Below are 23,919 nucleotides of genomic sequence, written 5' to 3' on the forward strand. Positions count from 1 at the left end.
CCCGCTGCTATTTCGGCAGATGCGGCTCGAGTGCCGCCGCATATTTCGCCGCCATCTCGCAGGTGTCCCCGACGTGCGCCCCTTCGGTACTCAGCCATGCGACGTTGATCTCGAACATGCCTTGCTCCGCTTCGAACGAAACGTAACAGCTCTCTCTGTCCGATCTTTCCTTGGAAATCAACCCCGCCCGAGAGTTCACCGTGGTTTCGCCGATGACCGTCGCCGACTCTTTCTGGCGAGCCTGGTCCAGCGTGAAACTGGTGGAGAAGACGCTTACGCTGCGGCTACCGGAACCGTATCGATCATCGAGGGGCATCCAGTCGCACACCCGCCACGCAGACGGCCCCGTCGGCGGGTCGGTGAGTACTCCCTTGGTGGCGGGGTCGAGGCCGACGCTCGTAAGAACCGCGTCCGACAACGCCCCCCGACACGGATTGAACAGCTCAAGAGCGTCCGAAGTCGTAGGCCCGGCCGACCCCCCCTCCTCAGTCCTCCCGCACCCCGCAAGCACAGCCGCCCCGACCACACCGCAGACCACAGCCCGCATCACCACAACGCTTCGCACAGCACTCCTACCTGGTCGGACACGGCAGCAACCCGCCACTAACAACTTAGACGCACCCCAACCCCAATCGGTTCCATCGCCCTCGGTCGGCCGCAGTCGTGACCCGCTGACCTGGCATAACCTGCCACCAACCGATCGCGGCGCGCGTCATAGGCTCACTCGCCGAAGTGGTACTCGATTTGGCTATCGGCTACCGCCACCCCTTGCCGACGCAGGCTATCGATGACCTGCCGAGTGTACTTCCGCGCCGGCCGGTAGTGAGTGCTGTGATCGCTGATCAAAAGAACCTTCCCCTGACTGGCCGCGATTTCACCGGCGCCAGCAACCGGTTCGCCGGCCAAGAAACTTGAATGGTGGAATTCACCCAGGATATGGAACGGCGCCGAGTAGAGATGGCCATAATGATCCATCGCGAAGATTGCGCGGCCACCACTCGGCATCCATAGGGTGCGGGCCGAAGCGGTATCGAATAGATGTCCGCTGCTATCATGCAGTAGCCCGTCGTGGACGGTGAGCCGGAATTTCTGCCGCTCATCTTCTGTCAGGTATTCAACCTGCTTCCCACCCCAGCGATCATTTCCCGGCAGATTCTCGCCCCGAGATGCCGGTTGAATGGGAGTCGTTTCGTAGCTCCCTCCACGCCTGGTCATATTCTTCCCTCCCCGTTCACGGCGCTTGCGGCGAAGTTCGTTGTCGGTACATCGTGCAACCAGTTGCACACTGCACCACGAGTACACCCACTTCGGCGAGGTCGGTGATCAGAAGTGGCAGCCCACACTTGAAACATATGGCAGTCACTTCTTCTTTTCGGCTGTGTTGCTGCAATGCGAGCAGTACGGTCGTCATTTCAGGATTCTTCTTGCGAATAGAATCAGGAATTTCATGGACATCTCCGTTGTCCAACATCGCCTAGTGTCGAGTCCAATAGAGCATGACCGCAACCATCTCCTGTCGTCTGTGGTTCATCTGAGCTGCGCTGCGCGTTTAGATGGCACCTAGAATGGCACCTATTGACTGTGATTGGGCCAGTGCGGATCACGGCCGCCGAACAAGTCGCGGTTACTTACCTTTCCTGCGGGCGGCAAGGGCCTGCACGGCGCGTTCCCGTGCTTGAATGTCGGGGGTGGCGGCCTGATGGTCGCATGATTCTATATATGACAGAAATTCTTCCTCGGGTGCTATCCCGTACTCTTCCAAGTAGTACCTCGATGCTGCCGTCCATATCCATTCACCATCGGTTTTGAAAACGCGCGGAACGACCTTCCCTTTTGATGGGTCGATCTGGTCTTTGGATTTTCCATTGGCTGCTCGGATAGGTGACCCCCCTCTGAGGAATTCCAAGATTCTCTCTTTTTCCGCGGGGTCTGCAACTATCCGTCTCGACGCCGTTATCGGCGCGCCATTATCATCTATTCCGTCAAATGGTCGAGAAAACTTCACGATGCAGAATCTCCTCACTGCTGGTTGTCGGGCTCGAACAAGATCCAGTCTCCATCCGGCGGATCTTTTGCATCAACTTCGCCGGTCAACGGGTCTTCGACCTCGGTCGCGACCACGACAGTTCCATCCTCGTCGGTCCAAGCAACCTCGTTCGGTGCCCACACTTGAACGCCCAATTCATTGGCAAGATGCTGAGCGAAAGGATCTTGACCCTGGCCAGTCTCGCAGCAAAGTAACCGGATCGAGCGATTTTGCCAGCGTGGGTCGGCTCTGATGAGCGCGGCGAGGTCTTCCGGCGAAAGTTCATCATCACCGATGAAGACTGCTTCGGGATCTCCGTGCATATCAATGGTGTAGAAGTTGGGCAACGCTCCAACCCACTGGGCGTACTCTCTCATTTCGGAGTCGGATTCCTCGAAGTAGGACCGACCGGCGGGAGTACTTTCCCCAATGTCGAAATATCCTTGCAGGCGTGCAGACAACGGAATCGCCGACAGTACGGGAAGCGGTTGGGTCGGTGAGTCGTCGGGTCCTTGGGAAGTGTCCGGCGGAGGAGCGTGATCGGGTGCCGTGTTGGGGTGAGTTCTTCCCAAACGTCGAGGATCATCAGCAGGCGGGCCATCCTCGTCGGTGTCGATCCGACGGACGTCTGGATCCGGGCTCAGGACTGAATTAGTCCTCCCTTCGGCCAGGCCCCTTCCGTCCTCAACTTGTGCAGAATTCGGCCTGCTGTCGCCCGTGCTATCCCGTCCATCGGGCTGTTGGTTGTCTTGAACTCGCGAGTCTGCTTGTCGATCACCAACGTGCGGTCGCGGTCCGTCTCCGTCGTCCCGAACCGGTATTCGACTTGCGTCGAGGTCTCCTGCACCCGGTCGAAGAACACCAGTAGTGCCATTGTCGGTCTCCCACGTCTGGTCGTATCGCTCGCCGGTGCGAGCAGGGATGTCGTCTTGCCAATTGTGTTGCTGGTTGGCTACGGCGTGCGCATCGGGGTAGGTCGAGTCGGGGTGAGCGCGCATATAGTTCGACTCGGTCAACTCGTGTTCGAGCATCACGATGTCTTGGGACAATGGTCGACCTGCAATAAGGCGAATCCACGCCTCGGCCTGATCTGCTGACGGATCGAACCGACCGAGCACGAAGCCACCGGTGTCGTAATCGCGAAGGAGGTGCTGTTCGCGCATCAGGTGATTCTTGATCTGGGCGATCTCACTGTCAGTAAATCCAGTGGACCCGTCAGACCTCTGGACATCGGCCAACGCTGCCGCGATTCGTGGGACGTCGTCGTCGGAAGCCCGGAAATGGTCGTATGCCTCGGCGGCCCACGCGTCGTCGAAACTTGGGTCGTGTGGACGCATCGCTGCGCCTGACTGGCTCCATTCCTGGTCGGAGTCAATTGAGGTCGCTCCGTCATCTACGTCCAGAGCGATCCTTGGCTGATCAGATCCGGTCTGGCCGACTAATCCTCGATCGTCCCGTCCCTCGGCCAACTCTGCTGCCGTCGGCTGAGCCACTGTGCCTTCGAGATCACCAGTGAATCCATCGGGCCGCGTTGGTCCCGCTTCAGGGTTTGTTTGTTGAAGGTCAGCTGGTAGGTCTCGGTTGGTTCCGTCGGATTCTCCAGCGACGTCACTGTCACTTGGTACGTGATCGTCTCGGGAGTCTCGGCCAGGCGCTGGAAGTTCGCCTGTCGGCGTTTCGGGTAGATCTGTCGGCCGTTCACCGGCTGGCCGGTCTCGACCGCCTGGTCGTAGTTCTCCCCGATCGTCCACGGGTGCAGGCTCGGATGCACTGTCACTATCCCGGTCTGCTTGTTGAGGACGTAGCTCGTCTGGCCGAGTCCCTGGCCCGCTGCTTTCTGTTCCGGGCTCAGTTCCGGTCGACAGACCCACCCGTGGTTGAACTCGATCACCGAGAACGTCTGGGTCGGGAACGCTGCCGCCAGGTATGCCTGCGCTTGTTCCTTGGTGACCAGCGGTGGAACCGGCATTTGCTACTCCTTGCGTATCGACGGGCATCGACCAGAGTTCGACCGTTCCGCTGGTCAGATAATGCGGCGGGGTTTCCGAGTATGCCGATAATTGAGGGTCCCACCACACTGGCCCCGTGGCACCGTGTGGATAGACGACGACAGTCGCGTGCGAGCCGTCGACCTGGGGCGACCCATCGGACTCGTACAGCAGTTCGCCGGTATCGCTGTCTCGCGCGTGCCAGGTGTTGACGACCAGTGCTGACGCGCCGGGGCCCATGCTGCGGATCTGGTCGTGCAGCGCCTGGAACTGAGCTGAGACAGCCTGGTTGGCGTCGCCGAGTTGCCAGGTACCGCCCAACCATGCTGTCGCGCGATCGATTCCGTCTTCCTCGCCCCTTCTGGTGTCGAGTTCGCCGTCGTCGTCGAGGTCGGGCCAGCGCGGTGAACCGACTTCGGGTCTGCCGTTGAACGATGACAATGCGGCCAGTGACCCGTCGAGGCAGTTGTTGCTTCGACCCTGTTCATCGGGTCCGCCGTCGTTTATGAGGTGACCGTAGTCGTTGGTTCGCGGATCGGCGCCGACCAAGAACCGGTTGCCGTCGCGCAGAGCGTCTTCCACGTCGTGCTGGTATTCGGCCTGTTCGAGACTGTCGAGTGCCTTCGGGCCTTCGACCCGGGTGTCGGGCAGGCCGTCCAGCGCTGCCGGTGTATTGGCGCGAGCGATGCTGTTGCTCAGTTCGCGTAGGTCGTTCGGATCCAGGTCGGTGCCGTTGGGAGGCAATCCGAGCTGTTCTCTCAGTAGCTCAGTGAGGGTGTCGAAGTCGGCGTCGATCGGTGTGCTGTGGGGGCTCGCCGCATCGAGATCGATAGTCATGTCGGCCGCGGCCGGGTCGCTGACTGGGACCAGGTCGACCATCATCCAGTCGCCGGACAGGAGTCGATCGCCACGGTTGAAATGCAGGTCGACGGCCAATTGTGCTCGCTCGAGCAGCGCTTGGACGACCGCGGGGTCGGGGTTGCCGGTACCGGTTACGCGGATTCCGATTCGGAGCATCGACACCGGTGCGTCGAACGCGTTGGTGAACCTGCTCCAGGTGAAGCTTCGGCCACCTTGCGGGTTGCCGACATGGCGCACTCCGCCGTCAGGGTGCTGGGAACGAAGGTTCTCGCGGGCTGAACGTGACTGGTTGGCGTTGTCTACCTGCTGCGGAGTCGGGGTTGATTGCGTTGGAGTAGACGGCTGGTGGGAGGTGGGCGTTGTGTTGTTGACGGGTGTTGGGGACGTACCAGGGGTCGACGGGGGTAGTGATGTTTGGGTCTGGCTGGTAGGCGTCTTCGGGCCATCTGTCGGGTTCGACTTGGCTTCTGGAGTAGTCGGCGAGGCTTGGGGCGCGGTCGTCGGAGCAGTGAAGTCGCTCGGTCGATCGTCTACTGCTCGATCGTCCCCTCCTCGGGCCACATCCCCGTGTTCTGACTCTGCTCGTACGCCCACGACGTCGCTACTGCCGAGACGCGGTCCGTCGGACGGTGGCGGATCGGATTCTTGGTGATCTCGACTTCCTGGGTGATCCCCGGATCGTCCGGGCTCTCCAAGAAGGTCAGGTGCACCCGGTACACGACCGTGTTCTGATCCTCGAACCGTCGAGTCAGGTGAATTCGGCGCTGTTTCGGAAACACCTGGTAGCCCTGGGGGGGTAGGCCCGCTTCCGTCGTCGCGTCGAATTCCTCCGCGATCACCGGCATCGCCATGCTCGAGTGCGCCGTGATCACCCCCGTATGTTTGTTGATCACGTAGTTCCCCAGGCCCATTCCCCGCTGGGCGTCCTCCTGCGGTGACAGCATCGGCTGGCATACCCAACCGTGTTTGCCCTCCAGAATGCTGTACTCCTGGCTCGGACCGAACACTCGGGCCAGCAAATGTCTGGCCTGTTCCCGGGTGGGTACTGGTTCCGCCATGGGTCGTTCCTCCGTTTGCGTCGATGGGTATGCACTCCAAGGCCGCCGAGTTGTTGGTCAGGTTCGGCGGCGGAGCGTCGAATGTTTCCCCGGACTGCGGATCCCACCACACCGGGCCTGTCGCTCCCGGCGGGAAGACGATCACAGTGGCGTGACCGCCGCGGAATACGGGTGAACCGTCCTGGTTGTAGAGCTTGTTGCCGTTGGCGTCACGCGCATGCCACCTGGTTCCGACCATGGCCGCAGAACCCGGGCCAAGGCTGGCGATGTAGTTGTGCAAGGCCTGGTACTGGTCCGGAATCGACATTCCAGAATACGACGCCCAGTCCGCGCCCAGGCAGGTTGCGGCACGTCCTCGCCCGTTCCACTCTCCTGAGACGTTGTCCAACTCGCCATTCGGCGTCCGGTCAGGCCATCGGGGCGCGGACACTCGCGGAAGGCCGAAGAACGACGACAAGGCGGACAGTGAGCAGTCAAGGCAGTTGTTGCCGCGGCCTGGGACACTGCGTCCGCCATCGTTGGTCAGGCGTCCGTACGGGTGGGTGCGGGGGTCCGCGCCCTGGATGAAGCCGTTCCCCGCGCGAAGCGAGTCTTCGACGTCAATTTGGTGCTGGGGGTCCTCGACGTCGGTCAGTTCGCGATGATCGATCACTCGGGAATCTGCGGGATCACCGATTCTCGACGGTGTATTCGCGCGGGCGATGTCATTGCTGATCTCGCGAAGATCGTTCGGGCTCAGGAGTTGTCCGGGCGGAGCGGGGAACAAGCCCATGTGGTCGCGGAGCGCGTTGGCGATGCCGGTCGGCCGACTGGGATCCAGAGTTGTGTCGGCGGCCGCGGGATCATTGGTGAATTCCACGTCGACCAGGAAACGATCGTCACTGAGCAGAGGGCTGCCGTTGTTGAACGTCGCGTCGATGGTCGCCTGGATGTTCTCCATCGCTTGGCGCAGGTCGTTAGGTGACATCAAATGGGCGTTGGGGATATATGCGCGGATCGTGGCGACGGCGACCCACCGGTTTCCGCCCAGGTGGAATCGGCGAATTCGGTAGGCGGGCGGACGCTGGATGAACGGGCTCCGATTCGCGTCGACCGCAGTGGTTCGACCGTCCTGGGACGGCAAGTTACGCAACGATTCACGGAGTTCGCGGGCCCGATTTCCGGGCGGTGGACTCGTGTTGCTCGGCGGGCTGGGACTGCTGATCGGTGTCGAGTTCGGCCCGAACGGTTGGTGGGTGTTGGGTGAGCTCGGCTGGTTGGGGTTGGTACCGAGCGTCTGCTGCTGAGCCGGGGAAGACGGCTGCCGTGTGACCGGTGCAGGGTTGGGGTTGGGTGTGGTGCCAGGGGTGTTCGACGGAGTTGTCGTTGGTGGAGCGCCGGTGGTTACCGGGGGTGTTGCGGTCGACCTAGGCGATAACGGTGTCGAGATCGGGGTTTGGGTGATCGGGGGTGCCGGCGGAGTGCTGGGCGGGGCAGGAGTCGTTGTGGGCGTCGGGTTTGCGGTTTGAGGTGGAGGAGCCGTTGCTGTGGTGGCGGTGGCCGTCGATGTGTCTGTGGACGTTGGGCGGGTGGTGTCGGCAGCGGTGCTGCTGGGGTTGGCCGTCGGGATCGAGGGTGAGGCTGGGGTCGGTGTGGTTGGTTGTTGGGGTGCCGCCTCTGTGGTTGTTGTTGCGGGCGTTGGCGATGTTGTCGGGGGGCTCGCGGGCGGCATCGCGGTGGCGCCGTCGTAATTCGGGGTTATCTGCTGCGGATTCGGCTGTCCGGCAGTGGGATTCGCGGGGATGTTATCGGTCGGAGGGTTCTGGTCCTGGGTGTCTTGGGACGGGAGGTCCAGTGATGAGTTGGGTGTGCTGGGTGTTTCGGTTGTCAGGGCGGTTGCGACAGGGGCGCTGCTGGGCGATTGCGTGCCGGACTCGGCGGGCGTTGATGGCGTTGCCGCGGCTTGTCCCTGGTTTTCGGTGGGGCTGTTGCTATTCGGAGGTTGCTGAGTGGTGTCGTTCGTCGGCGGGGTATCGGTGGGGCTACTCGCGTTCGGACTGGATGGGGTGGCGTCGCTTGAAAGGATCTCTGGGGAAGCTGCGCCCTCCGGGGCGGATGACGGGGCGGTTCCTCCAGGGTTCGGGGTATTCGAATTCGGCGATGCTGAGTCGCCGGGAGTGGGAGATCCGTTCGCGCCGTTGCTATTCAGAGTTTCGGCGGAAGGGGTTCCTCCTGTGGGGGTGCCGGGCGCGCCGCTCTGTGGAGAGGATGCTCCGTTGGCCGCTGAGCCCTGTTCGCCCGTGTGTGCCGATGGGGATTCGGTGTCGGTTCCAGCGGGTGCGGTGGGAGCACCATTGGTCGGGCTGCTGGTATCGGTTCCGGCCGGGGCCGTAGGGGCGTCATCGGTAGGGCTGCCGTTGTCGGTTGGCGATGGGTCACCGCCCTCTGCCGGTGCGCCGGTCCCCGCAGGAGCTGTCGCACCCGGTGTTTCAGTACCGAGCTCGGGAACTGTTGGTGCCGTGGCATTCCCACCACCACTGGAATCGATCGCGCTCTGCACCCCACCCGCCCCAGCACTGGTAAAGGTATCGACCCCGATATCGAGCTGGAATTCGCGATCCATGAACGCCGCACCCACACCAGCGGCAGCGACCTGGGCCGACACATCAGCACCCAATTCGGTGACAGTGCCACCGACGACCTTGGTCGCGGCCTTACCGACCACCGACGACGCGGCATCACCGAGCGCACCGGTCCCCCCACCGAGAACACCACCGACCGCGCCACCGACAGCACCACCCAAAGTCGCCAATCCCAGATCGGCCAACCCGAACTTGTCGGTACTGCGGTCACCGTTGGAGACCTGGATCAGCCGGGCAGCCAGATCGACACCGCCTTCTTCGGCTGCCTCGAACACCGCACCCCACAACGCCATCCGGCCCGCGGCTTTCGCCGCGGCACGAGTGAGCATGCGGGCGATGAGCTGTCTGATCGCGAGCCTAACCGCGATCTGGCCCGCTATTCGCGCGGCCGCCGACGCGATCAGCCCGATACCGGTCCACGCGGTCGCGAGGATCTCGACCGCGGTCACGATCATCGTGCCGATGATCACCATCTTGGTGTGCTCGATATCGTTGGCACCGTCTTCGAGCAACTCGGCTTGGGATTCACACCACTTACGGACCGCGGCGAAAGTAGCCTGATCCCCGGACAGTAGTTTGTCGCGGATCGTCGCGATCGAGGTGTGGGTTTCGCCTTCGGAGATCGCCGAGAGCACCACGTTCAACACTTTGACGGCGTCGTCGTCGACGGTGTTGAGGGTGTTGGCCATCGCGGTCCACCCGTCAGCGACCCGGCGCATCGCGGTTTCGTCACCGTCGGGCCAATCACCGGCTCCGAGGATGTATTTCGCGACCCATTGCAGCTCGTCGGGGATCTCGATACCCATCTACAACGAACCCGCTGCGTGACCGAGAGCGCCGGCCTGGGTGGTGTCCTGGTTCTGGAAGGTATCGGCGACGGTGACCATGTTCTGCCCCAACTGGGTCATCACCGACGCCAACCCGCTCACCGCTTTTTGGCCGGGATCGACGCCGGGGGTGTAATTCTTGGCGAACGCGGCCCCGACCTCGTCACCACCCCAACACTCCCCCTCGGCGGCGATGACCGCAGCCAACGTTTGCGCGGCAGTCGTGATCGTGGACGCGACCGCGACGAACCCTGGTTGGGTGTTACGCAGTGCTTCGGGATCGATGTTGACCGAACTCATCGCAGGTAGCTCCGGTTACGGAAGTAGTCGCCTTCTTCGTCGTCGGAGTCATCAACAAGACTGGGTGCGGCCTCGACGACTGGTTCGGGCAGCGGGGGTGGTGGCGGAGTCAGCTGGGCGATGAGGTCTTTCATACTCGGGGCACCGGGGACCAGGTCCGACAGATCCGGCATCGACCCGGTCAGCGAACCCAATGCTTGCTGCTGGATCTGCGAAGTCTGGCGCGAGAGTTCGGCGATGGCTTCGGTGACCGAGCTACCCAACGATTGCGGGGTCGTCCGCTTGAACGCATCAGCGGCGATATGGACCTCCGATACCCCCGCGATCGTTCCGGACGCCCGCACGATCTCGTCGGCGGACCACACGCTCACCAACGCGGTGGCCTGGGACTGGGCATCGACCAAGGCTGATTTCTCGGCGTTGAAGGTGTCGAGCATCGAATCGATCTGCGCACGCAACGCGTTGTTCTCAGCCCGGGTGGGCGCCGACCAGTCGTCGTTCATGAGACCCTCGCTCTGTCAGGAAGCACGTCACTAGTTTGGACGCGCGGGAGCCGTCGCCGGTTGCAACATGTGACGCACGTCTCGTGCGACGACGGTGATCGTCATGGAGCCGAAGCGTGGATGCCCCGCCCGGGCGCGAGATGAACCGAACATGGGCCGCAACATGGTGGTTCGGCTATCGTTGTCAATTGACTTGCGCTACAAGGTATGTCGCATATTAGTATGCCAATTGATCAACGGGGTGGACAATTTGACAGTCGGTAGCCACGGAGGCTCGATCGATGGGGGACAACCACCGGACATCATCGGCTTCGGAGCGTTGAACGTCGACGTAATCGCCACAGCGTCCGGCTTGTCCGAGCTTGCCGCTGAGCAGATCACCGAGTCCACAGCGCGGTTCGAATGGAATCGCGAAGGACCCACCGACCGGGAGTCGATCCTCGACGAGATTCGCAACATCGGCACGTCGTCACTGAACTTCTCTCTGGGTGGCTCGGCCTGGTTGACGATCTACGCGTTGGCGAAGATGAAACTCGGGCTACGCCTTGGCTACATCGGCGCTTTGGGTCGTATCGAAGCACCGGGGGTATCGTTCCGGTCGCAGATGAGCGAGCTCGGCATCGACGACAGGTGGGTTGGTAGTTTCGCCGAGGACAGCTGTGGGCTGTGTCTGTCGTTCATCGACGACAATGAGCGAGTGATGCACACCAACCCGGGTGCGAACCTACGGATGGCTGAGCACCTGCGGGGCAACCTGCAAGGCATCGCGGAGTACATCGCGTCCGCGCGCTATGTTCACGTGACGTCATTCCTGGACGGCGAAACGCCGGCGATGGTAGCTGCAGTTCTGGAGCGGGCGAGGACGCTGAACCCTAACCTGCGCATAAGTATTGATCCAGGCTTTGATTGGGCCGACCATCCCAGCGAGGACGTGCGGCACGTCCTCGCGCTCGCGGACCTGCTGTTCGTGAACTACCGCGAGTTCAAGGCGCTGGGAAACTTCAGTGTCGGCAACACTGACGACGCGGTAGCGCGAAGGGTGCTCGGCGGTTGCCGGGTCGGAGCTACGGTGTTCGTGACCAAACGCTACGACTTCACCGAGGTGTTCGAGATCAGGTCGAATGTCTTGCAATCGCACCGGTTTCAACTGCGACGCCCAGTGCACGAGACCGACGTCGAAGATGCGACGGGAGCCGGCGATGCCTTCTCCGCAGCTGTCCTCTCCGCGATGGCATCGGACCGCCTGAGAGTCGAGTTGGGTGGCTATCTCGGCCTCACCCTGGCGCGACACAAGCTGCAGTCTTCGCTGGAAGGCCTGCCGAGTCTTCGGGATGGATTCTTGCAGCAGAAAGAGGTCCCCGTGCGAGACATCGGCCCCCGACGGGTGCTGATCTTGCATGACGACGACACGCAGTGGCGGCAGGTGAACACCTTCCTGACAAACCGCTGCGGACTGGAAACCGAACATCTCGGGCCGGCTGAGGTCGCGGCTCGCGGACCGGAGGCAGTTGTACGAGACATAGTGTCGCACTGCAGTTTCGCGGTGTGCATCCTGAGCGGCGGCGAACCGGGCCAAGGATCGTCGCGACCGGACCAAGCCATCGTGCATCAGGTAGGTATCCTCCATGGGAGGTACGGATTCGGTCGAGTTGCCATCCTCGTCGAGGACGGATGCGACTTGTTCACCAACCTGTCGGGCCTGATCAGACTGGACTTTCCAAAGGGAAGGGTCGATGCGAAATTCGTTGAGCTGCGCCGAATGTTGCTGAGAGAACTTCCGAATGGCAAAGGCCCCCGCGGGCGTATCTGACCGTCGCCCAAGGCTGTAAGACTGGAGTACGTATGCCCTTCGCATTGGACGTCGTCGGAATCGGCGCGCTGAACCTCGACTACATCACGACAAAAGCTGCATCGGCTGACCCGTCGGGCCCGCTGCTGACCGAGCGCATCGCCACGTTGCTGAACAGTAGCGGCAAAGTTCTGGAGTTGGGTACCGAACTCAATGTGGATGCCGACGCCATATACGCGGCAATCGAGATAGCCAATGCGGCGAATCCTAAAACGGCGCTGGGAGGATCGGCCTTCAACGCAATCCACGCCATGGCGGCGACCCGAGCGGGGCTGCGACTCGGGTACGTCGGTATCGCCGGGCGCTCCCCGGTCATCGGAGTGTCGATCATGGAGCACCTCGATGTCCTCGGCGTCGACCGCACGTTCGTTGCCCAGGATGAAACGATGGCCTGCGGGATCTGCTTCTCACTGATCGAAGGTGGTGACCGGACTCTGCTCACCCACGTTGGTGCCAACGCGAATATGAGCAGCTTCCTGGAGAAGAAATTCGACGACATCGTGGCCTATCTGTCGACAGCGCGCGTGGTCCACGTGACGTCATTCCTCGACGACGAGACTGCAGCACACCTGCTTGCGGTCCTTTCGGCTGTCAAAAATGCCGGCACCGGGACACTGATCTGTTTCGACCCAGGGCATGTGTGGTCGGTCGGACACACCCCCGAGGTTCTGGGGATCATTCGCGCCAGCGACTATCTCCTGGTCAACAACCGCGAGTTCCAGGAGATAGGGCACTACCGCGACGGTGAGGCCAATGAAGAGGTTGCCGGCCGCATTCTGGGTGAGTTCGAGAACCCGAATGCCGTGGTCGTCGTCAAACGGCCGACAGGGATCTGGTGTTTTCATCGCGAGCGCGAGAAGGTCATCGGCGACTTCTACGGGCAGACGCCGCTGGCCGACGATCAGATCCAGGACTCAACGGGAGCTGGAGACGTATTCGCCGCGGGGCTGTTGACTGTCCTCTCGGCCGACCGTCTGCAAGTCGAGTTGGGTTCGCTCCTCGGTATGGCCTTGGCTCGACACAAACTCGGGTATGTGGGCAGCACCGGTCATAGCCAGTTCGCCGCCGTGACAAGAGGATTCATACGTTCGCTCGACAGTCAGCGCCGCAGCGGCACGATTCCCGACGGCATATTCATCAGCCACGGAAGAAGCGCTACCTGGCGCGTCGTCGAGGATTTCGTCGAAAAGTACTTCCGACTGCCGGTTTTCGCGTTCGAGAGCGACCCGTGGGGTGGTCTCCAAGTGACCGAGGCCCTCACGGAATATCTGGAGCGTTGTAGCTTCGCCATCTGCGTTCTGACCGCTGAGGACGACATCGGTGACGGTACACGTCAGGGGCGCCAGAATGTCGTCCACGAGATAGGTCTGTTTCAAGGTCGCTATGGCTTCGATCGAGTCATCGTCCTGGCCGAAGAGTCCTGCGCCTACATTCCCCCGACACCACCGCGATACCTGCTGACCTTCCCGCACGACAACGTCGACCACACTTTCTACCGTCTCGGCGAGCTGTTGCGCAGCGAACTACTCGATGATCAAGCTCGCGAGAACTAGCCGGTGCGACCTCAACTGGCCAGCAGCGCAATGAATCCCGCGACATAGGTGCTAGCGAAGAGCATGGGGATCAGCTGCTCGACATGGGTCATCGGCAGATAACGCGACGGCGCTTCGCCTCGGCCGAGCGCTGCCCACTCGGCCCGCCAGTACGGACCAGCCGGTAGTCGCTGTTCGATCGCCCCGATCACGACATACTTTCCGGCGTTGAGCTGTCGATACGACCGAACTAGCCAGTACCAGGCCAGGCATTGCAGCAGCAACGCGAAGAGGGGAAACAGCAACAGCCAGTCGGGCGCTCCCGACCGCTCCTTGGCTACGCCACCGACCACGGTGACCACTGCCGTATTGAGAGTGAGGAAGAAGGTGTTGGTCAGCCCCCGGCGCGCGCTGATCCGATCTGCCATCTCCACGTACAGCTTGTACTGCTCGAGCAGCGCCGTGTTATACGCCACTTCCCGCCCCCACGTGTCCGCGTCTACACCTGGCGTCCAGATCTCACCCTCGACGTCGGCGACAGACGGTGCCGTCGCCGCACCGAAGTATTCGTGACGCACCCGCGATGCGCGATGCCATTGCCTTACAAGAACATTCACCACGGTTCAACGGTAGACGCAGAGGCGGATGACTGCCGAGTCATTCCGTCGATCAGCGGGCCGGTGAGCCCACGATGATGCTGCCGACGTTGCATTCTTCGAGTTCGTCGAGGCCGGTGGCAGCAGCGAAGGCTGAGGTGTCGCTGAAGCCTTGGGCTACTACTCCGAGGTTCATGGCGGTGGCGGTGAGGTAGACGGTCTGCATGAGGACGCCGACGTGTTTGAGGATGTTGGCGTAGGCGACCTGTTCGTAGCTCCACATGACGCGGCCCGCGCGGGCTGAAACCAGTAGCAGGACTTGCGGTTGCGCGCCGCCTGCCAGGGTTGCCGAGGTGGATTTGAGGAGCTTCTGCACGGCGGGGGAGTCGGTGGGGGCGACGAGGCGGAGGGTGTGGTCGGCCGAATCGTAGTGGTACATGCCGTTTTCCAGGCCTGCGACGTTGCGCACCACGGGGTAGATCTCGAGTTCGTAGGCTTCGCCGCCGGAGGGGTAGGGGCGGGAGCCGTCTTCGCGGGTGCGGGCAGTACGGAACAGCAACTCGCCCAATTGAACTGACGTGATGGGGGCGACGTCGTCGAAGGCGCGGGTGGAGATGCGGTCTTCGATCGTGGCGGCCAGGCTGGGATCGGAGACACGCAGTGCGACCAGGTCCGGCTTCGCCAGGAAGATCGGTTCGCCTGCGAATGGTGCACGGCGGGCGGGTAGTTCGGGGAACTGGCCGTCGGCCCAGCGGGTGGGGCCGAAGTCGTCCCAGGTGATGGTGCGGGCGCCGAGGGTGCTGCGGCGGTGGAACCACAGGTCGGGGGTGTTCCAGGAGCGGGTGGTGAACTCGCGCTCCTCCTCGTCGCCGTCGACCAGGAAACCGCACCACTGCAGATCGGCCATGAACTGGGTTTTCACGGCGGCGGGCACCGGGGAATCGGCGGCGAGCGGGCCGTCGAGGAGGGCGAGCAGGCGCGGGTCGTGGATGCGAAGGTCGCACCAGGACCGGGGGTGCTCGAGGACGAAACCCTGGCTGTCACGGTGCAGGACAGCGAATTTCGACAGCGTCGCCGACCAGGTGGGCAGGGCCGCCTCTGGGCGCGGGGCGGGGTCGGCGAACGGGCGGATGCTGTAGAGGTCGCGGCCGCCGTCGCGGACCGTCACCGAGAGCCAGCCGCCGTCGGTGAGCTTGCGCATCAGGGCGGTGATGTCGTCGCCCGCGGCGGCGGTCGCCATCTCCGCGGCCGTCGCCGGGCCCTGGTTGAGGGTTTTCAGCGCTTGCAGCGCACCCGCGCCCAGCCCGGTCAGCTTCTCGTTGCGCGGCGGATTCAACAGCACCGCACCCGCGGGGGTCGTCAGGCAGGTGACGCCAGCACGGAGGGCGAATCGGGTCTGGGCGGGGTAAGCGGAGGCGAGCACGGTGAATCCTCGGGGTAGAGCTTGAGTTGGGGCAGAACCTATTTCGCGGCTGCGGCGAACGCGGGCTCGAGCTTGTCCAGCATGTACGGCACCGATAATGCACTGGGCTGGTTGATCGCGCTGATCTCCTGCGTGGTCAGGAACACGACCGAACCCTTGCGCACCGACGGCAGATCGGCGTAACCCGGCAGCTGCCGGTACTTCTCGTCGAGGCCGGGGGAGTAGCCGGCCAGCAGCAGATCGGCGGTGAGCTCGTCGACCTTCTCCGGCGACAACGCCAGGCGACCCTGGTTGGCGGGCATCGCGGTGAGGTTGGCGGGGATACCCATGCCAAGCGCGGTGAACACCTTCGCCGAACCGTCGTTGGGGTCGGTCAGCACCATCAGCTGCGCGGGGCTCGCGAGCCAGGTGCTGGCGAAGGTCTTGCCCTTCAGGCCGGGGTTGGCGGTGGCGATGGCGGCGATCTTGTCGTCGACCTTCTTGATCACCGCGCCCGCGTCGGACTCCTTGTGCAGCACCTTGCCCAGCGCGGTGACCTGGTCCTGCCACGGGGTGACGGCGTCCTTGGTGAGCGCGGGAAGGGTGGGGGCGACCTTGGACAGGTCGTCGTAGGTCTTCTGGTCGGCGATGAACGGGTCGGCCAGGATGAGATCCGGCTCCAGGGCGGCGACCTGCTCGGCGATGCTGCCGGTGGTGTTGAGGGCCGTGGACTGCTTCAGCGACTCCGGGGTCCACGGCGGGGTGCTCTTGGAGACGGCGGAGACGTTGTCGATGTAGCCGACGGGGACCACGCCGAGGGCGAGGGAGCTGTCGAGCCACTGGTTGCCGAGGGCGACGATCTTCTTCGGGGTGGCGGGGACGGTGGTTTCGCCGCGGGCGTGGGTGATGGTCACTGCCTCGCCCCCGGCGGTCTCGTCATCGGTGGAACCGCAGGCCACGACGCTGAAGGCGAGGGCACCGGCGAGCGCGGCAACCGCCGCGCGCCGCCAGCCGCGCGAAGTCCGAACAGTCGTCATGGTGCACCCTCCGTCGAGCAAGTTCCAGCGTAAGTCAGCCTAGGCTAACCTACGTGGATTTCCAGGAAGGAACCGTGCCCTAGAGGGTGACGCGCTGGTCCTGCGGCATGAACAACTTGTCGGTGTCCTTCACCTCGAAGGTCGTGTAGAACTCGCCGATATTGCGCACCACCTGGTTGCAGCGGAACTCGTTGGGGGAGTGAGTGTCCTGCAGGCCCTGCAGGGTCGCCTCCTCGGTCTGCTTGTCGCGCCACTGCCGCGCCCACGACATGAACATGGTCCGGAAGTCGGCCTGCTCGCCGGAACGCTCGGCCACCTTCTGATACGCGGCCAGTGCGATCTGCAGGCCGCGCAGGTCGGCCAGGTTCTCGCCGACGGTCAGCGGGCCGTTCACGTGCTGACCTTCCGGCGCACCCTCGGGCACGAGCACGTCGTACTGCGCGATGATCTGCTGGGTCTTGGCGTCGAACGCCGCGAGGTCCTCGGGCGTCCACCAGTCGCGGCGGTTGCCGTCACCGTCGTACTTGGAGCCCTGGTCGTCGAAGCCGTGCCCGATCTCGTGGCCGATCGTGGAACCCACCGCGCCGTAGTTGACCGCGTCCTGGGCGTCCTTGTCGAAGAACGGCGGCTGCAGGTAGGCGGCCGGGAAGACCATCTGGTTCATGGTGGGGCTGTAGTAGGCGTTCACCGTCTGTGGCGACATGCTCCACTCCATCCGGTCCACCTCGGTGCCGAGGCGGGCGAACGCGCGCTTGGACTCGAAAGCGTTGATGGCCAAAAGGGATTCGATCAGGTGCCCGCGCGTGACCCGCACCGAGGAGTAGTCGACCCACTTGTCGGGGTAGCCGATCTGGGTGGAGAGCTTGTCCAGCTTGGCGATCGAGGCCTCGCGAGTGGGTTGGGTCATCCAGGTCGAATTCGTGAAGTTGTCGCGGTAGGCGGCGGTGACGTCGGCAACCATCTCCAGCGCCCGTTCCTTGGCGGAGGGCGGAAAGTGCTTGTCCACGTACAGCTTTCCCAGCGGTTCGCCGAGGTTGCTGTCGACAACGCCCACCGCGGAGCGCCACATCTCCGGCTTTTCCTCGAGCCCGCTCAGCACCCGTCCGACGAATTCGAAGCGCGCGTCGGCGATGGTCTTGGGGAGGAAGCGCGCGTAGGTGTCGGCGACCTGCAGCTTGAGGTAGTCGCGCCACTGGGCGATATCGACCTCGGCCCACAGCTGCGCGGCGGCGGTGATGAACGAGGGTTGACCGACGACCATCTTGTCGAACAGCGACTTGGGTCGGTCGGTCATCCCCGACAGCCACGGATCCCAGTCGAACTGCGGGCCGAGCTCGGTCATCTCCTGCCAGCTCATCAGGTTGTAGGTGGCGTCGGTGTTGCGCAGGCGCACGCTGTCCCAGTGTCCGGCGGCGATGCGCTTCTCCAGGTCGAGGGTGCGCTGGGCGACCCCGGCCGGGTCGGGCATGCCGAGGCCGGCGGCGAGCTGTTCGAGATAGACCTGATAGCCCGCGAGCTGGGCGGCGAACTCGGGCTTGCGGTAGTACTGCTCGCCAAGGGTGAGGCCCGCCTGGCTGACACTGGGGATATAGGCCTTGGAATTCTTGCGATCGATCCCGATGCCCATCCCGATCAGCCCGGCGATCGGCGCCTCGGCCATCACCTTCGCCAGTTCGGGCTTGCCCTGTGCCTTGTCGATCGCGCCGAACAGCCCGGTCAGCGGGGTGGTCCCGAGGCGTTCGATCTCGTCGAGGTCCATGCGCGCGTCGTAGAGATCCTTGATCTGCTGCGCCTCGGAACCCGGCTTCGGATCCTTGATGCTCTCGATGATCGCGCGCAGCTGATCGAGCGTGCGGTCGTTGGCATCGGTGATCGCCCCGACCGAGGCCTTGTCCGGCGGGAGCTGGTAATCGCGCAGCCAGGTACCGTTGACGTGGCGATACAGGTCGTCCTGCGGACGGATGGCGGGGTCGCCGCCGCTCATGTCGACGCCGGTGAGCTGTACCTGCGGAGCGTCGGAGGAGCACGATGCCAGCGCGGCCGCCACAGGCACCAGGCCCATGGCGATCAGGAATGCGCGCCGATCCAGACCGGACGATGTCACTTGAGTGTTCCTTCCCCGATGCGACTGGCGCACCCCGATGCTTGTTGCGATCCAGCTCGCACAGGCTACCGGCGTCACGCCGTCTACGGCGGGGTAGTGATGCGACGCGACCCCGATTCGGTTCTTCCTGGGGGTTCACCTACACTAGAACGGTTGCCTGCGGGAGCTATGCCCTCGCAATCCGGCAGTGAACCCCCAGTGGAAGGTATTTCCGCTGGCAGGCGCGCGTCCGGAGGGTGACTGACCATGTGCGTCGGGTCGGCAATCCGGCGTACGTATACATCCAGGTCCAGGAGGTGCTGAAGTGATTCAGCAGGAGTCGCGACTGCGCGTCGCCGACAACACCGGGGCGAAGGAAATCCTTTGCATCCGCGTGCTCGGTGGCTCGTCGCGTCGCTATGCCGGTATCGGTGACATCATTGTCGCCACCGTGAAGGACGCCATCCCCGGCGCCAACGTGAAGAAGGGCGACGTCGTCAAGGCTGTCGTCGTTCGCACGACCAAGGAGCGTCGTCGTCCGGACGGTTCCTACATCAAGTTCGACGAGAACGCTGCCGTGCTGATCAAGCCGGACAACGATCCTCGTGGCACCCGCATCTTCGGCCCGGTCGGCCGCGAGCTGCGTGACAAGCGCTTCATGAAGATCGTTTCGCTGGCCCCGGAGGTGCTCTGACTATGAAGGTGCACAAGGGTGACACCGTGCTCGTCATTTCGGGCAAGGACAAGGGCGCCAAGGGCAAGGTCATTCAGGCCTTCCCGGCGACCGGCAAGGTTCTCGTCGAAGGCGTGAACCGCATCAAGAAGCACGTCGCGGATTCCGCGAACCAGCGTGGCGCGTCCTCGGGTGGCATCGTCACCCAGGAAGCCCCCATCCAGGTTTCCAACGTGATGGTCGTCGACTCCGACGGTAACCCGACTCGCGTCGGCTACCGCACCGACGAAGAGTCCGGCAAGCGCGTCCGGATCTCCCGTAAAAACGGGAAGGACATCTGACATGACCACCTCTGAGCAGACTCAGCCCCGGCTGAAGGCGCGCTACCGCGCCGAGATCAAGGACGCGCTGAACGGCGAGTTCGAGTACGCCAACGTGATGCAGATCCCCGGCGTCGTCAAGGTCGTCGTGAACATGGGTGTCGGCGACGCCGCCCGTGACGCGAAGCTGATCAACGGTGCCGTCAAGGACCTCGAGCTGATCACCGGCCAGAAGCCCGAGATCCGCAAGGCCACCAAGTCCATCGCGCAGTTCAAGCTGCGTGAGGGCATGCCGATCGGCGCGAAGGTCACCCTTCGTGGCGACCGGATGTGGGAGTTCCTTGACCGTCTCGTGTCCATCGCGCTGCCCCGTATCCGCGACTTCCGCGGCCTGTCGCCGAAGCAGTTCGACGGCAACGGCAACTACACGTTCGGCCTCTCGGAGCAGTCGATGTTCCACGAGATCGACGTGGATTCCATCGACCGCCCGCGCGGTATGGACATCACGGTTGTCACCACGGCGACCAACAACGAAGAAGGCCGCGCGCTGCTGAAGCACCTCGGCTTCCCGTTCAAGGAGAACTGAGCACATGGCTAAGAAAGCACTGCGCATCAAGGCCGAGGCGAAGCCGAAGTTCGCGGTTCGCGCCTACACCCGCTGCCAGCGTTGCGGTCGCCCGCACGCGGTCTACCGCAAGTTCGGCCTGTGCCGTATCTGCGTCCGCGAAATGGCGCACCGCGGTGAGCTCCCGGGCGTGCACAAGAGCTCCTGGTGAGCTCGCGCTCTTCGTGAGCGCACCCGCCGCCTAGGCGAATATCGGAGCAAGGCACGGACTCTCGTCGGAGAGTCCGTGCCTTGCTGCGTTCGTGGGCATCTCAGTCAATGCGTTGAACGGGCTGACCGGTGAGACGGGCGATGGTCTCGTAGTCTGAATCCGCGTGCAGCACAGTCAATTTGTGATGCGCGGCGGTCACCGCGACCAGTAGATCGACTGGGCCCGCGCTCTGGTGCCAGCCCTTCTCGGCGAGGCGATCCTGCAGCAGCGCGGAATGCTCCCAGCAGGATTCGGGCATCGAGAAGTAGGGAAAGATCTCGTGGAGCAAGCTGGCGGCCTCATAGTAAGCGGGGCGCCCACCGGCAGCGCGCAGGTATTCCTGGCGAACGGGTTCGCAGATTCCCAACAGGCCGGAGCTGGCCAGCTGATCCCATTGCGCACCGGTCTGACCGCGAAAGAATCGCACCAGAGCGCTGGTGTCGGCAAGGAACCGTTCGGTCACGCGGCTGACTCATGACCTGGGCGTACCGGCTCGGCTTCGGGTAGGTCGATCTCACCACTGGCCACCAGTGCCCGCATCCGGGCAATCGCCTCAGCACGGCGGCGGCGATCGATGATCTCGCGCAACGCGGCGTTGACGGTATCCTTCTTGGTCGTTGTTCCCAGGTATCGAGCCGCCTCGGCTAGCGCGGCATCATCGAGATCGACCACTGTCCGTGCCATCTGAACCTCCGGTTGATATCTACTTTTCAAAAAGTATATCCGACCGCGAAGGCCCAGCAATCCTTCGTCGGGGTTCCGGCACTCGATGCCGACGAACTGCGACGCGACCTCGACGCGCTGGTGGTTGACGAACTCGCCGACGATCCGTGGCCGGTGATTGTTCCCGCATCCGCGCTATCGCCGCAGTTCAGCTGTGGCGATTGACCGGCAGGCACGCGAAAGGCACGGATCTCCGGGATGGAAGTCCGTGCCTGCTGTCGATGGTCGACGACCAGCAGGAGCGGTACCTCCCGGTGCCCTCACACTCCTTCTGGCACAAGCAGCCCGAGGCGATCCGGTTGGTGATCGACCAGATGGAAGTGCAGGCACCGCACTACGCGCGGACCGCCGAGGAACCAGCGCGGTGATCTCGGTTCTCGGCGTGCATCCGGGACCGATAGGTTCTCCGGCCCGGCGATACACGCAGGATCAGCCTGCGACGCAACGGTTCTGCTGCCGAGGTCGCTAAGATCGTCGCTCGTATCTGCTGCTGGCTTCGGGCCGGGCAACAGCTGTCCGACCGCAGGGAGGCGCGAGCCAAAAGTGGGTAACCAGGGATCCTGGGAAGAGTCGAGTCTGGCCGAAGTACGTGCTGCGTACAAGGGGACCAAGGAGGTCCCGGCGACGGTCGAGAAGTGGCTGAAGAGGGGGTGGAGAGTTCGCAAGCAAGGGCACGGATACGGGCTGTGGCCGCCGGACCCAGGGTTTCGATGGGCTCCGCCCCCGGCGCCGTTCGCGAGGTTCGATCACACGCCGAAAGGTGATGGAAAGAGTCAAGCGCGAGTCCTCGATCGCCAATGTCAAGGGCTGGAGAAAACAATCGCTGAGCTGCGAAAGGATCGTGGCAACTGATAGTGCGCCGAGCCTGTTGTCAATTGACAACAGGCTCGGCGGAAGGCATCATGGTGGCATGACTGCTCATGAGTTCGAGATCGCGTTTGTGATCGAGACAGTCGAGGCTGACGATCCCCGCATCGATCAGGCGATGGAAGCGTTGCCGGGCACCACGATCAGCGGGGCGCTTGGCTTGACTGTTGCAACGACCCTGGTCGATGCCGAGACAGCGATCGAGGCTGGGTTACGCGCGGCGAAGGCGCTCGCGGCCGCAGGAGTAACGCCGCTGCGCACCTACCAGGATCTTGTCTCCAGACAGGACATTGCGGACCGGTTGGATATGTCCAGGCAGGCTGTCGGCAACTGGGTTCGTGGCGAGAGGCACAACGCACGGTCGTTCCCTGCTCCCGTCACACTGGCTTCCGGCGGGTTGTGGCTGTGGGCGAGTGTGGTTCGCTGGATCGAGGCTGTCGGCGTGACTGAACTCAACGAGTCAGCACTGCCGACACTTGAGGACCATTGCGTACTCGACAGGATGATCCAGCAGGGTGTTTCTCACTTCGACGCCTTCTCATTGCCAGTGAGCCAACCTAATTACACGCCCCTCCGGGTCGCAGTCGCGCTGCAGGGCGATGACGTTTACGGCGCTGTGGGCGTACAGCAGTTTGTGCTAGCAGCATGAGCGAGGCGACCGACGAGACTCGTACGTATGCGAGTGTCCACGACCTGGTTGACCATGCGGAACTGGTGGATATTCGATTCTACGAAGTTGCGGCGTCGCGGACGGACTCGGAGGAGAGTCGGCACTCGATACAGGTGGTAAGCCGTGTCGAGTCGGCTGAGATCGAAATCCGTTGCCGTGCCGCTGTGGATGGGGGTGGCGCGCAGTACAAGGTCGACGTCGGCGCGGTATTCACTCTCTCTCCGTCTGGAGCCGTGGTGCCTGAAATTGTTCGTGAGTTCACGGAGAAGGTTGGGGTGATGGCCGTGTACCCGTACGTACGCTCGGCGGTCAGTAATCTCGGCGCACAGCTCGGCGTCGATCGCCCAACCTTGCCACTCTTGCGCTTCGGGTCAATACGCCTGGATAAACAAGGGGCCTCGCCCGAGTCGACCGACTAGGTCTTGGCAGGCGGAGCGAAATCCACTCCCGACCGATGCTGAGGCCCGCCTGGTAGTGGTTGATTGTCGCGGGGTTTCAGAGCGACAGTTCGGCCCAGGTGATGGTGATCGGGAACGGGTTGGCGATGGTGATTTCGCTGGAGTTGGCCGGTGACCACGCGTCGGCGAGAAGGTAGTTGGCCTTGTGGAGCGGTGAGACGCCCGCAGGCAAGGCCCCGGTGCCTGATGCCAGGCCGTATGCCTGCACGTACGCGATCTCGCTGCGTTGTGGGTGCAGGGTCACTTCCCAGTACCAGGGGATACCCGCTGCCGCGTATCTTGCCCGCTTTTCGTCCATCTCGGCGGCTGTGTTCGAGGGAGAGAGAACCTCGCCGACAAGGACCGCGTCGTCCGCTCGGACGTAGGCGTACGGTTCGCCCAGGCATCGATGGATCATGAAGTCCGGTGTCACGAAATCGGATTTGCCGTGCTGGCCGAAGAAGACGTTCGTCTCGGTGCGAACCCCCCAGCACTGCTCGGGCTCGTTGGTCATCGCGCGCTTGGCATCTCGGCGGAGAGTGCTCCATAGCAGGTTGCTGGCTTCTTGATGTTCTCCCGGCCCACGCCGCGCCCAGACCACGCGTCCCTCCCACAGTTCGATGCACGAGGCGATTTCCTCGGGGAGTTGCTCGAGTTCTTCCCACGTCATGTATTCGGGCAGGTCGGGGCGCTGGTGGTGCGCGTTCGTCATGGCTCGATGATAGGCGCGG

Annotated in this window: 22 protein-coding genes; 9 read left to right on the plus strand and 13 right to left on the minus strand. The window is 63.2% G+C overall.

From position 1 onward, the window contains the following. Positions 1-7: 7 nt before the first annotated feature. From ACFWUP_RS17675 to ACFWUP_RS17700, 6 genes are all read right to left on the minus strand, one after another. Positions 8-547 carry a DUF3558 domain-containing protein gene (locus ACFWUP_RS17675; RefSeq protein WP_379235717.1) on the minus strand — a complete coding sequence of 180 codons (540 nt, stop codon included), beginning with the start codon at positions 545-547 and terminating at the stop codon, positions 8-10. Positions 548-720: 173 nt separating this feature from the next. Beyond that, on the minus strand, positions 721-1,215 hold the full coding sequence (locus ACFWUP_RS17680) for a hypothetical protein (protein WP_379235476.1): 495 nt from the start codon (positions 1,213-1,215) through the stop codon (positions 721-723). Between the two features lie 409 nt (positions 1,216-1,624). Next, positions 1,625-2,005: a hypothetical protein gene (locus ACFWUP_RS17685; RefSeq protein WP_379235478.1), complete on the minus strand. Its 381-nt coding sequence runs from the start codon at positions 2,003-2,005 to the stop codon at positions 1,625-1,627. Between the two features lie 14 nt (positions 2,006-2,019). Then, a complete protein-coding gene (locus tag ACFWUP_RS17690; RefSeq protein WP_379235479.1) occupies positions 2,020-9,360 on the minus strand; it encodes a toxin glutamine deamidase domain-containing protein in 7,341 nt (2,446 codons plus the stop codon). After that, positions 9,361-9,681, minus strand: coding sequence for a WXG100 family type VII secretion target (locus tag ACFWUP_RS17695; RefSeq protein ID WP_379235481.1), 321 nt, complete (start codon positions 9,679-9,681; stop codon positions 9,361-9,363). After that, positions 9,678-10,184 (minus strand): YbaB/EbfC family DNA-binding protein, encoded by a 507-nt coding sequence (locus ACFWUP_RS17700; protein WP_379235483.1) that lies wholly within the window; start codon positions 10,182-10,184, stop codon positions 9,678-9,680. The genes ACFWUP_RS17695 and ACFWUP_RS17700 overlap by 4 nt, the downstream gene beginning before the upstream one ends. Positions 10,185-10,413: 229 nt before the next feature. On the opposite strand from ACFWUP_RS17700, the gene ACFWUP_RS17705 reads away from it, so the two are divergent. Next, positions 10,414-11,994 carry a carbohydrate kinase family protein gene (locus tag ACFWUP_RS17705; RefSeq protein WP_379235485.1) on the plus strand — a complete coding sequence of 527 codons (1,581 nt, stop codon included), beginning with the start codon at positions 10,414-10,416 and terminating at the stop codon, positions 11,992-11,994. Between the two features lie 32 nt (positions 11,995-12,026). Further along, positions 12,027-13,586, plus strand: coding sequence for a PfkB family carbohydrate kinase (locus ACFWUP_RS17710; RefSeq protein WP_379235487.1), 1,560 nt, complete (start codon positions 12,027-12,029; stop codon positions 13,584-13,586). 11 nt (positions 13,587-13,597) lie between these two features. Here the strand turns inward: ACFWUP_RS17710 and ACFWUP_RS17715 are convergent, their stop codons facing one another. The 4 genes from ACFWUP_RS17715 to ACFWUP_RS17730 form a co-directional block, all read right to left on the minus strand. Further along, a complete protein-coding gene (locus ACFWUP_RS17715) occupies positions 13,598-14,185 on the minus strand; it encodes a hypothetical protein (protein WP_379235489.1) in 588 nt (195 codons plus the stop codon). A gap of 49 nt (positions 14,186-14,234) precedes the next feature. Next, positions 14,235-15,584: a SagB family peptide dehydrogenase gene (locus ACFWUP_RS17720; RefSeq protein ID WP_379235491.1), complete on the minus strand. Its 1,350-nt coding sequence runs from the start codon at positions 15,582-15,584 to the stop codon at positions 14,235-14,237. A 38-nt stretch (positions 15,585-15,622) separates the two neighbouring features. Then, complete coding sequence (locus tag ACFWUP_RS17725) at positions 15,623-16,600, minus strand: ABC transporter substrate-binding protein (RefSeq protein WP_379235493.1); 978 nt, start codon at positions 16,598-16,600, stop codon at positions 15,623-15,625. 79 nt (positions 16,601-16,679) lie between these two features. Continuing rightward, the gene (locus tag ACFWUP_RS17730; protein WP_379235495.1) at positions 16,680-18,704 is read right to left on the minus strand and encodes a M13 family metallopeptidase; all 2,025 of its coding nucleotides are present in this window, start codon (positions 18,702-18,704) and stop codon (positions 16,680-16,682) included. Between the two features lie 304 nt (positions 18,705-19,008). Here ACFWUP_RS17730 and rplN point away from each other — a divergent pair, with 304 nt between their 5' ends. From rplN to ACFWUP_RS17750, 4 genes are read left to right on the plus strand one after another with little or no spacing between them, the layout of a single operon-like run. Continuing rightward, entirely contained in the window at positions 19,009-19,377 is a 369-nt protein-coding gene (gene rplN, locus ACFWUP_RS17735; protein WP_056818394.1) for a 50S ribosomal protein L14, read from the plus strand. Between the two features lie 2 nt (positions 19,378-19,379). Continuing rightward, complete coding sequence (gene rplX / locus ACFWUP_RS17740; protein ID WP_056818391.1) at positions 19,380-19,697, plus strand: 50S ribosomal protein L24; 318 nt, start codon at positions 19,380-19,382, stop codon at positions 19,695-19,697. A gap of 1 nt (position 19,698) precedes the next feature. Beyond that, the gene (rplE, locus tag ACFWUP_RS17745) at positions 19,699-20,262 is read left to right on the plus strand and encodes a 50S ribosomal protein L5 (RefSeq protein WP_056818389.1); all 564 of its coding nucleotides are present in this window, start codon (positions 19,699-19,701) and stop codon (positions 20,260-20,262) included. A gap of 4 nt (positions 20,263-20,266) precedes the next feature. Then, positions 20,267-20,452, plus strand: coding sequence for a type Z 30S ribosomal protein S14 (locus ACFWUP_RS17750; RefSeq protein WP_056818387.1), 186 nt, complete (start codon positions 20,267-20,269; stop codon positions 20,450-20,452). Positions 20,453-20,552: 100 nt separating this feature from the next. On the opposite strand, the gene ACFWUP_RS17755 is transcribed toward ACFWUP_RS17750, so the two are convergent. Together ACFWUP_RS17755 and ACFWUP_RS17760 are read right to left on the minus strand one after the other, a co-directional pair. Continuing rightward, the gene (locus tag ACFWUP_RS17755) at positions 20,553-20,954 is read right to left on the minus strand and encodes a PIN domain nuclease (RefSeq protein WP_379235497.1); all 402 of its coding nucleotides are present in this window, start codon (positions 20,952-20,954) and stop codon (positions 20,553-20,555) included. Further along, positions 20,951-21,175, minus strand: coding sequence for a type II toxin-antitoxin system VapB family antitoxin (locus ACFWUP_RS17760; RefSeq protein ID WP_379235499.1), 225 nt, complete (start codon positions 21,173-21,175; stop codon positions 20,951-20,953). The genes ACFWUP_RS17755 and ACFWUP_RS17760 overlap by 4 nt, the downstream gene beginning before the upstream one ends. 260 nt (positions 21,176-21,435) lie before the next feature. Here ACFWUP_RS17760 and ACFWUP_RS17765 point away from each other — a divergent pair, with 260 nt between their 5' ends. From ACFWUP_RS17765 to ACFWUP_RS17775, 3 genes are all read left to right on the plus strand, one after another. Beyond that, positions 21,436-21,582 (plus strand): hypothetical protein, encoded by a 147-nt coding sequence (locus ACFWUP_RS17765; RefSeq protein WP_379235501.1) that lies wholly within the window; start codon positions 21,436-21,438, stop codon positions 21,580-21,582. 395 nt (positions 21,583-21,977) lie between these two features. Then, on the plus strand, positions 21,978-22,730 hold the full coding sequence (locus ACFWUP_RS17770; protein ID WP_379235503.1) for a hypothetical protein: 753 nt from the start codon (positions 21,978-21,980) through the stop codon (positions 22,728-22,730). Further along, positions 22,727-23,170 (plus strand): hypothetical protein, encoded by a 444-nt coding sequence (locus tag ACFWUP_RS17775; protein WP_379235505.1) that lies wholly within the window; start codon positions 22,727-22,729, stop codon positions 23,168-23,170. The genes ACFWUP_RS17770 and ACFWUP_RS17775 overlap by 4 nt, the downstream gene beginning before the upstream one ends. Positions 23,171-23,246: 76 nt before the next feature. Here the strand turns inward: ACFWUP_RS17775 and ACFWUP_RS17780 are convergent, their stop codons facing one another. Then, positions 23,247-23,900, minus strand: coding sequence for a Uma2 family endonuclease (locus tag ACFWUP_RS17780; protein WP_379235507.1), 654 nt, complete (start codon positions 23,898-23,900; stop codon positions 23,247-23,249). Between the last annotated feature and the right edge of the window lie 19 nt (positions 23,901-23,919).

Origin of the sequence: Nocardia sp. NPDC058658, from assembly GCF_042716665.1 — a bacterium.
GTDB lineage: Bacteria > Actinomycetota > Actinomycetes > Mycobacteriales > Mycobacteriaceae > Nocardia.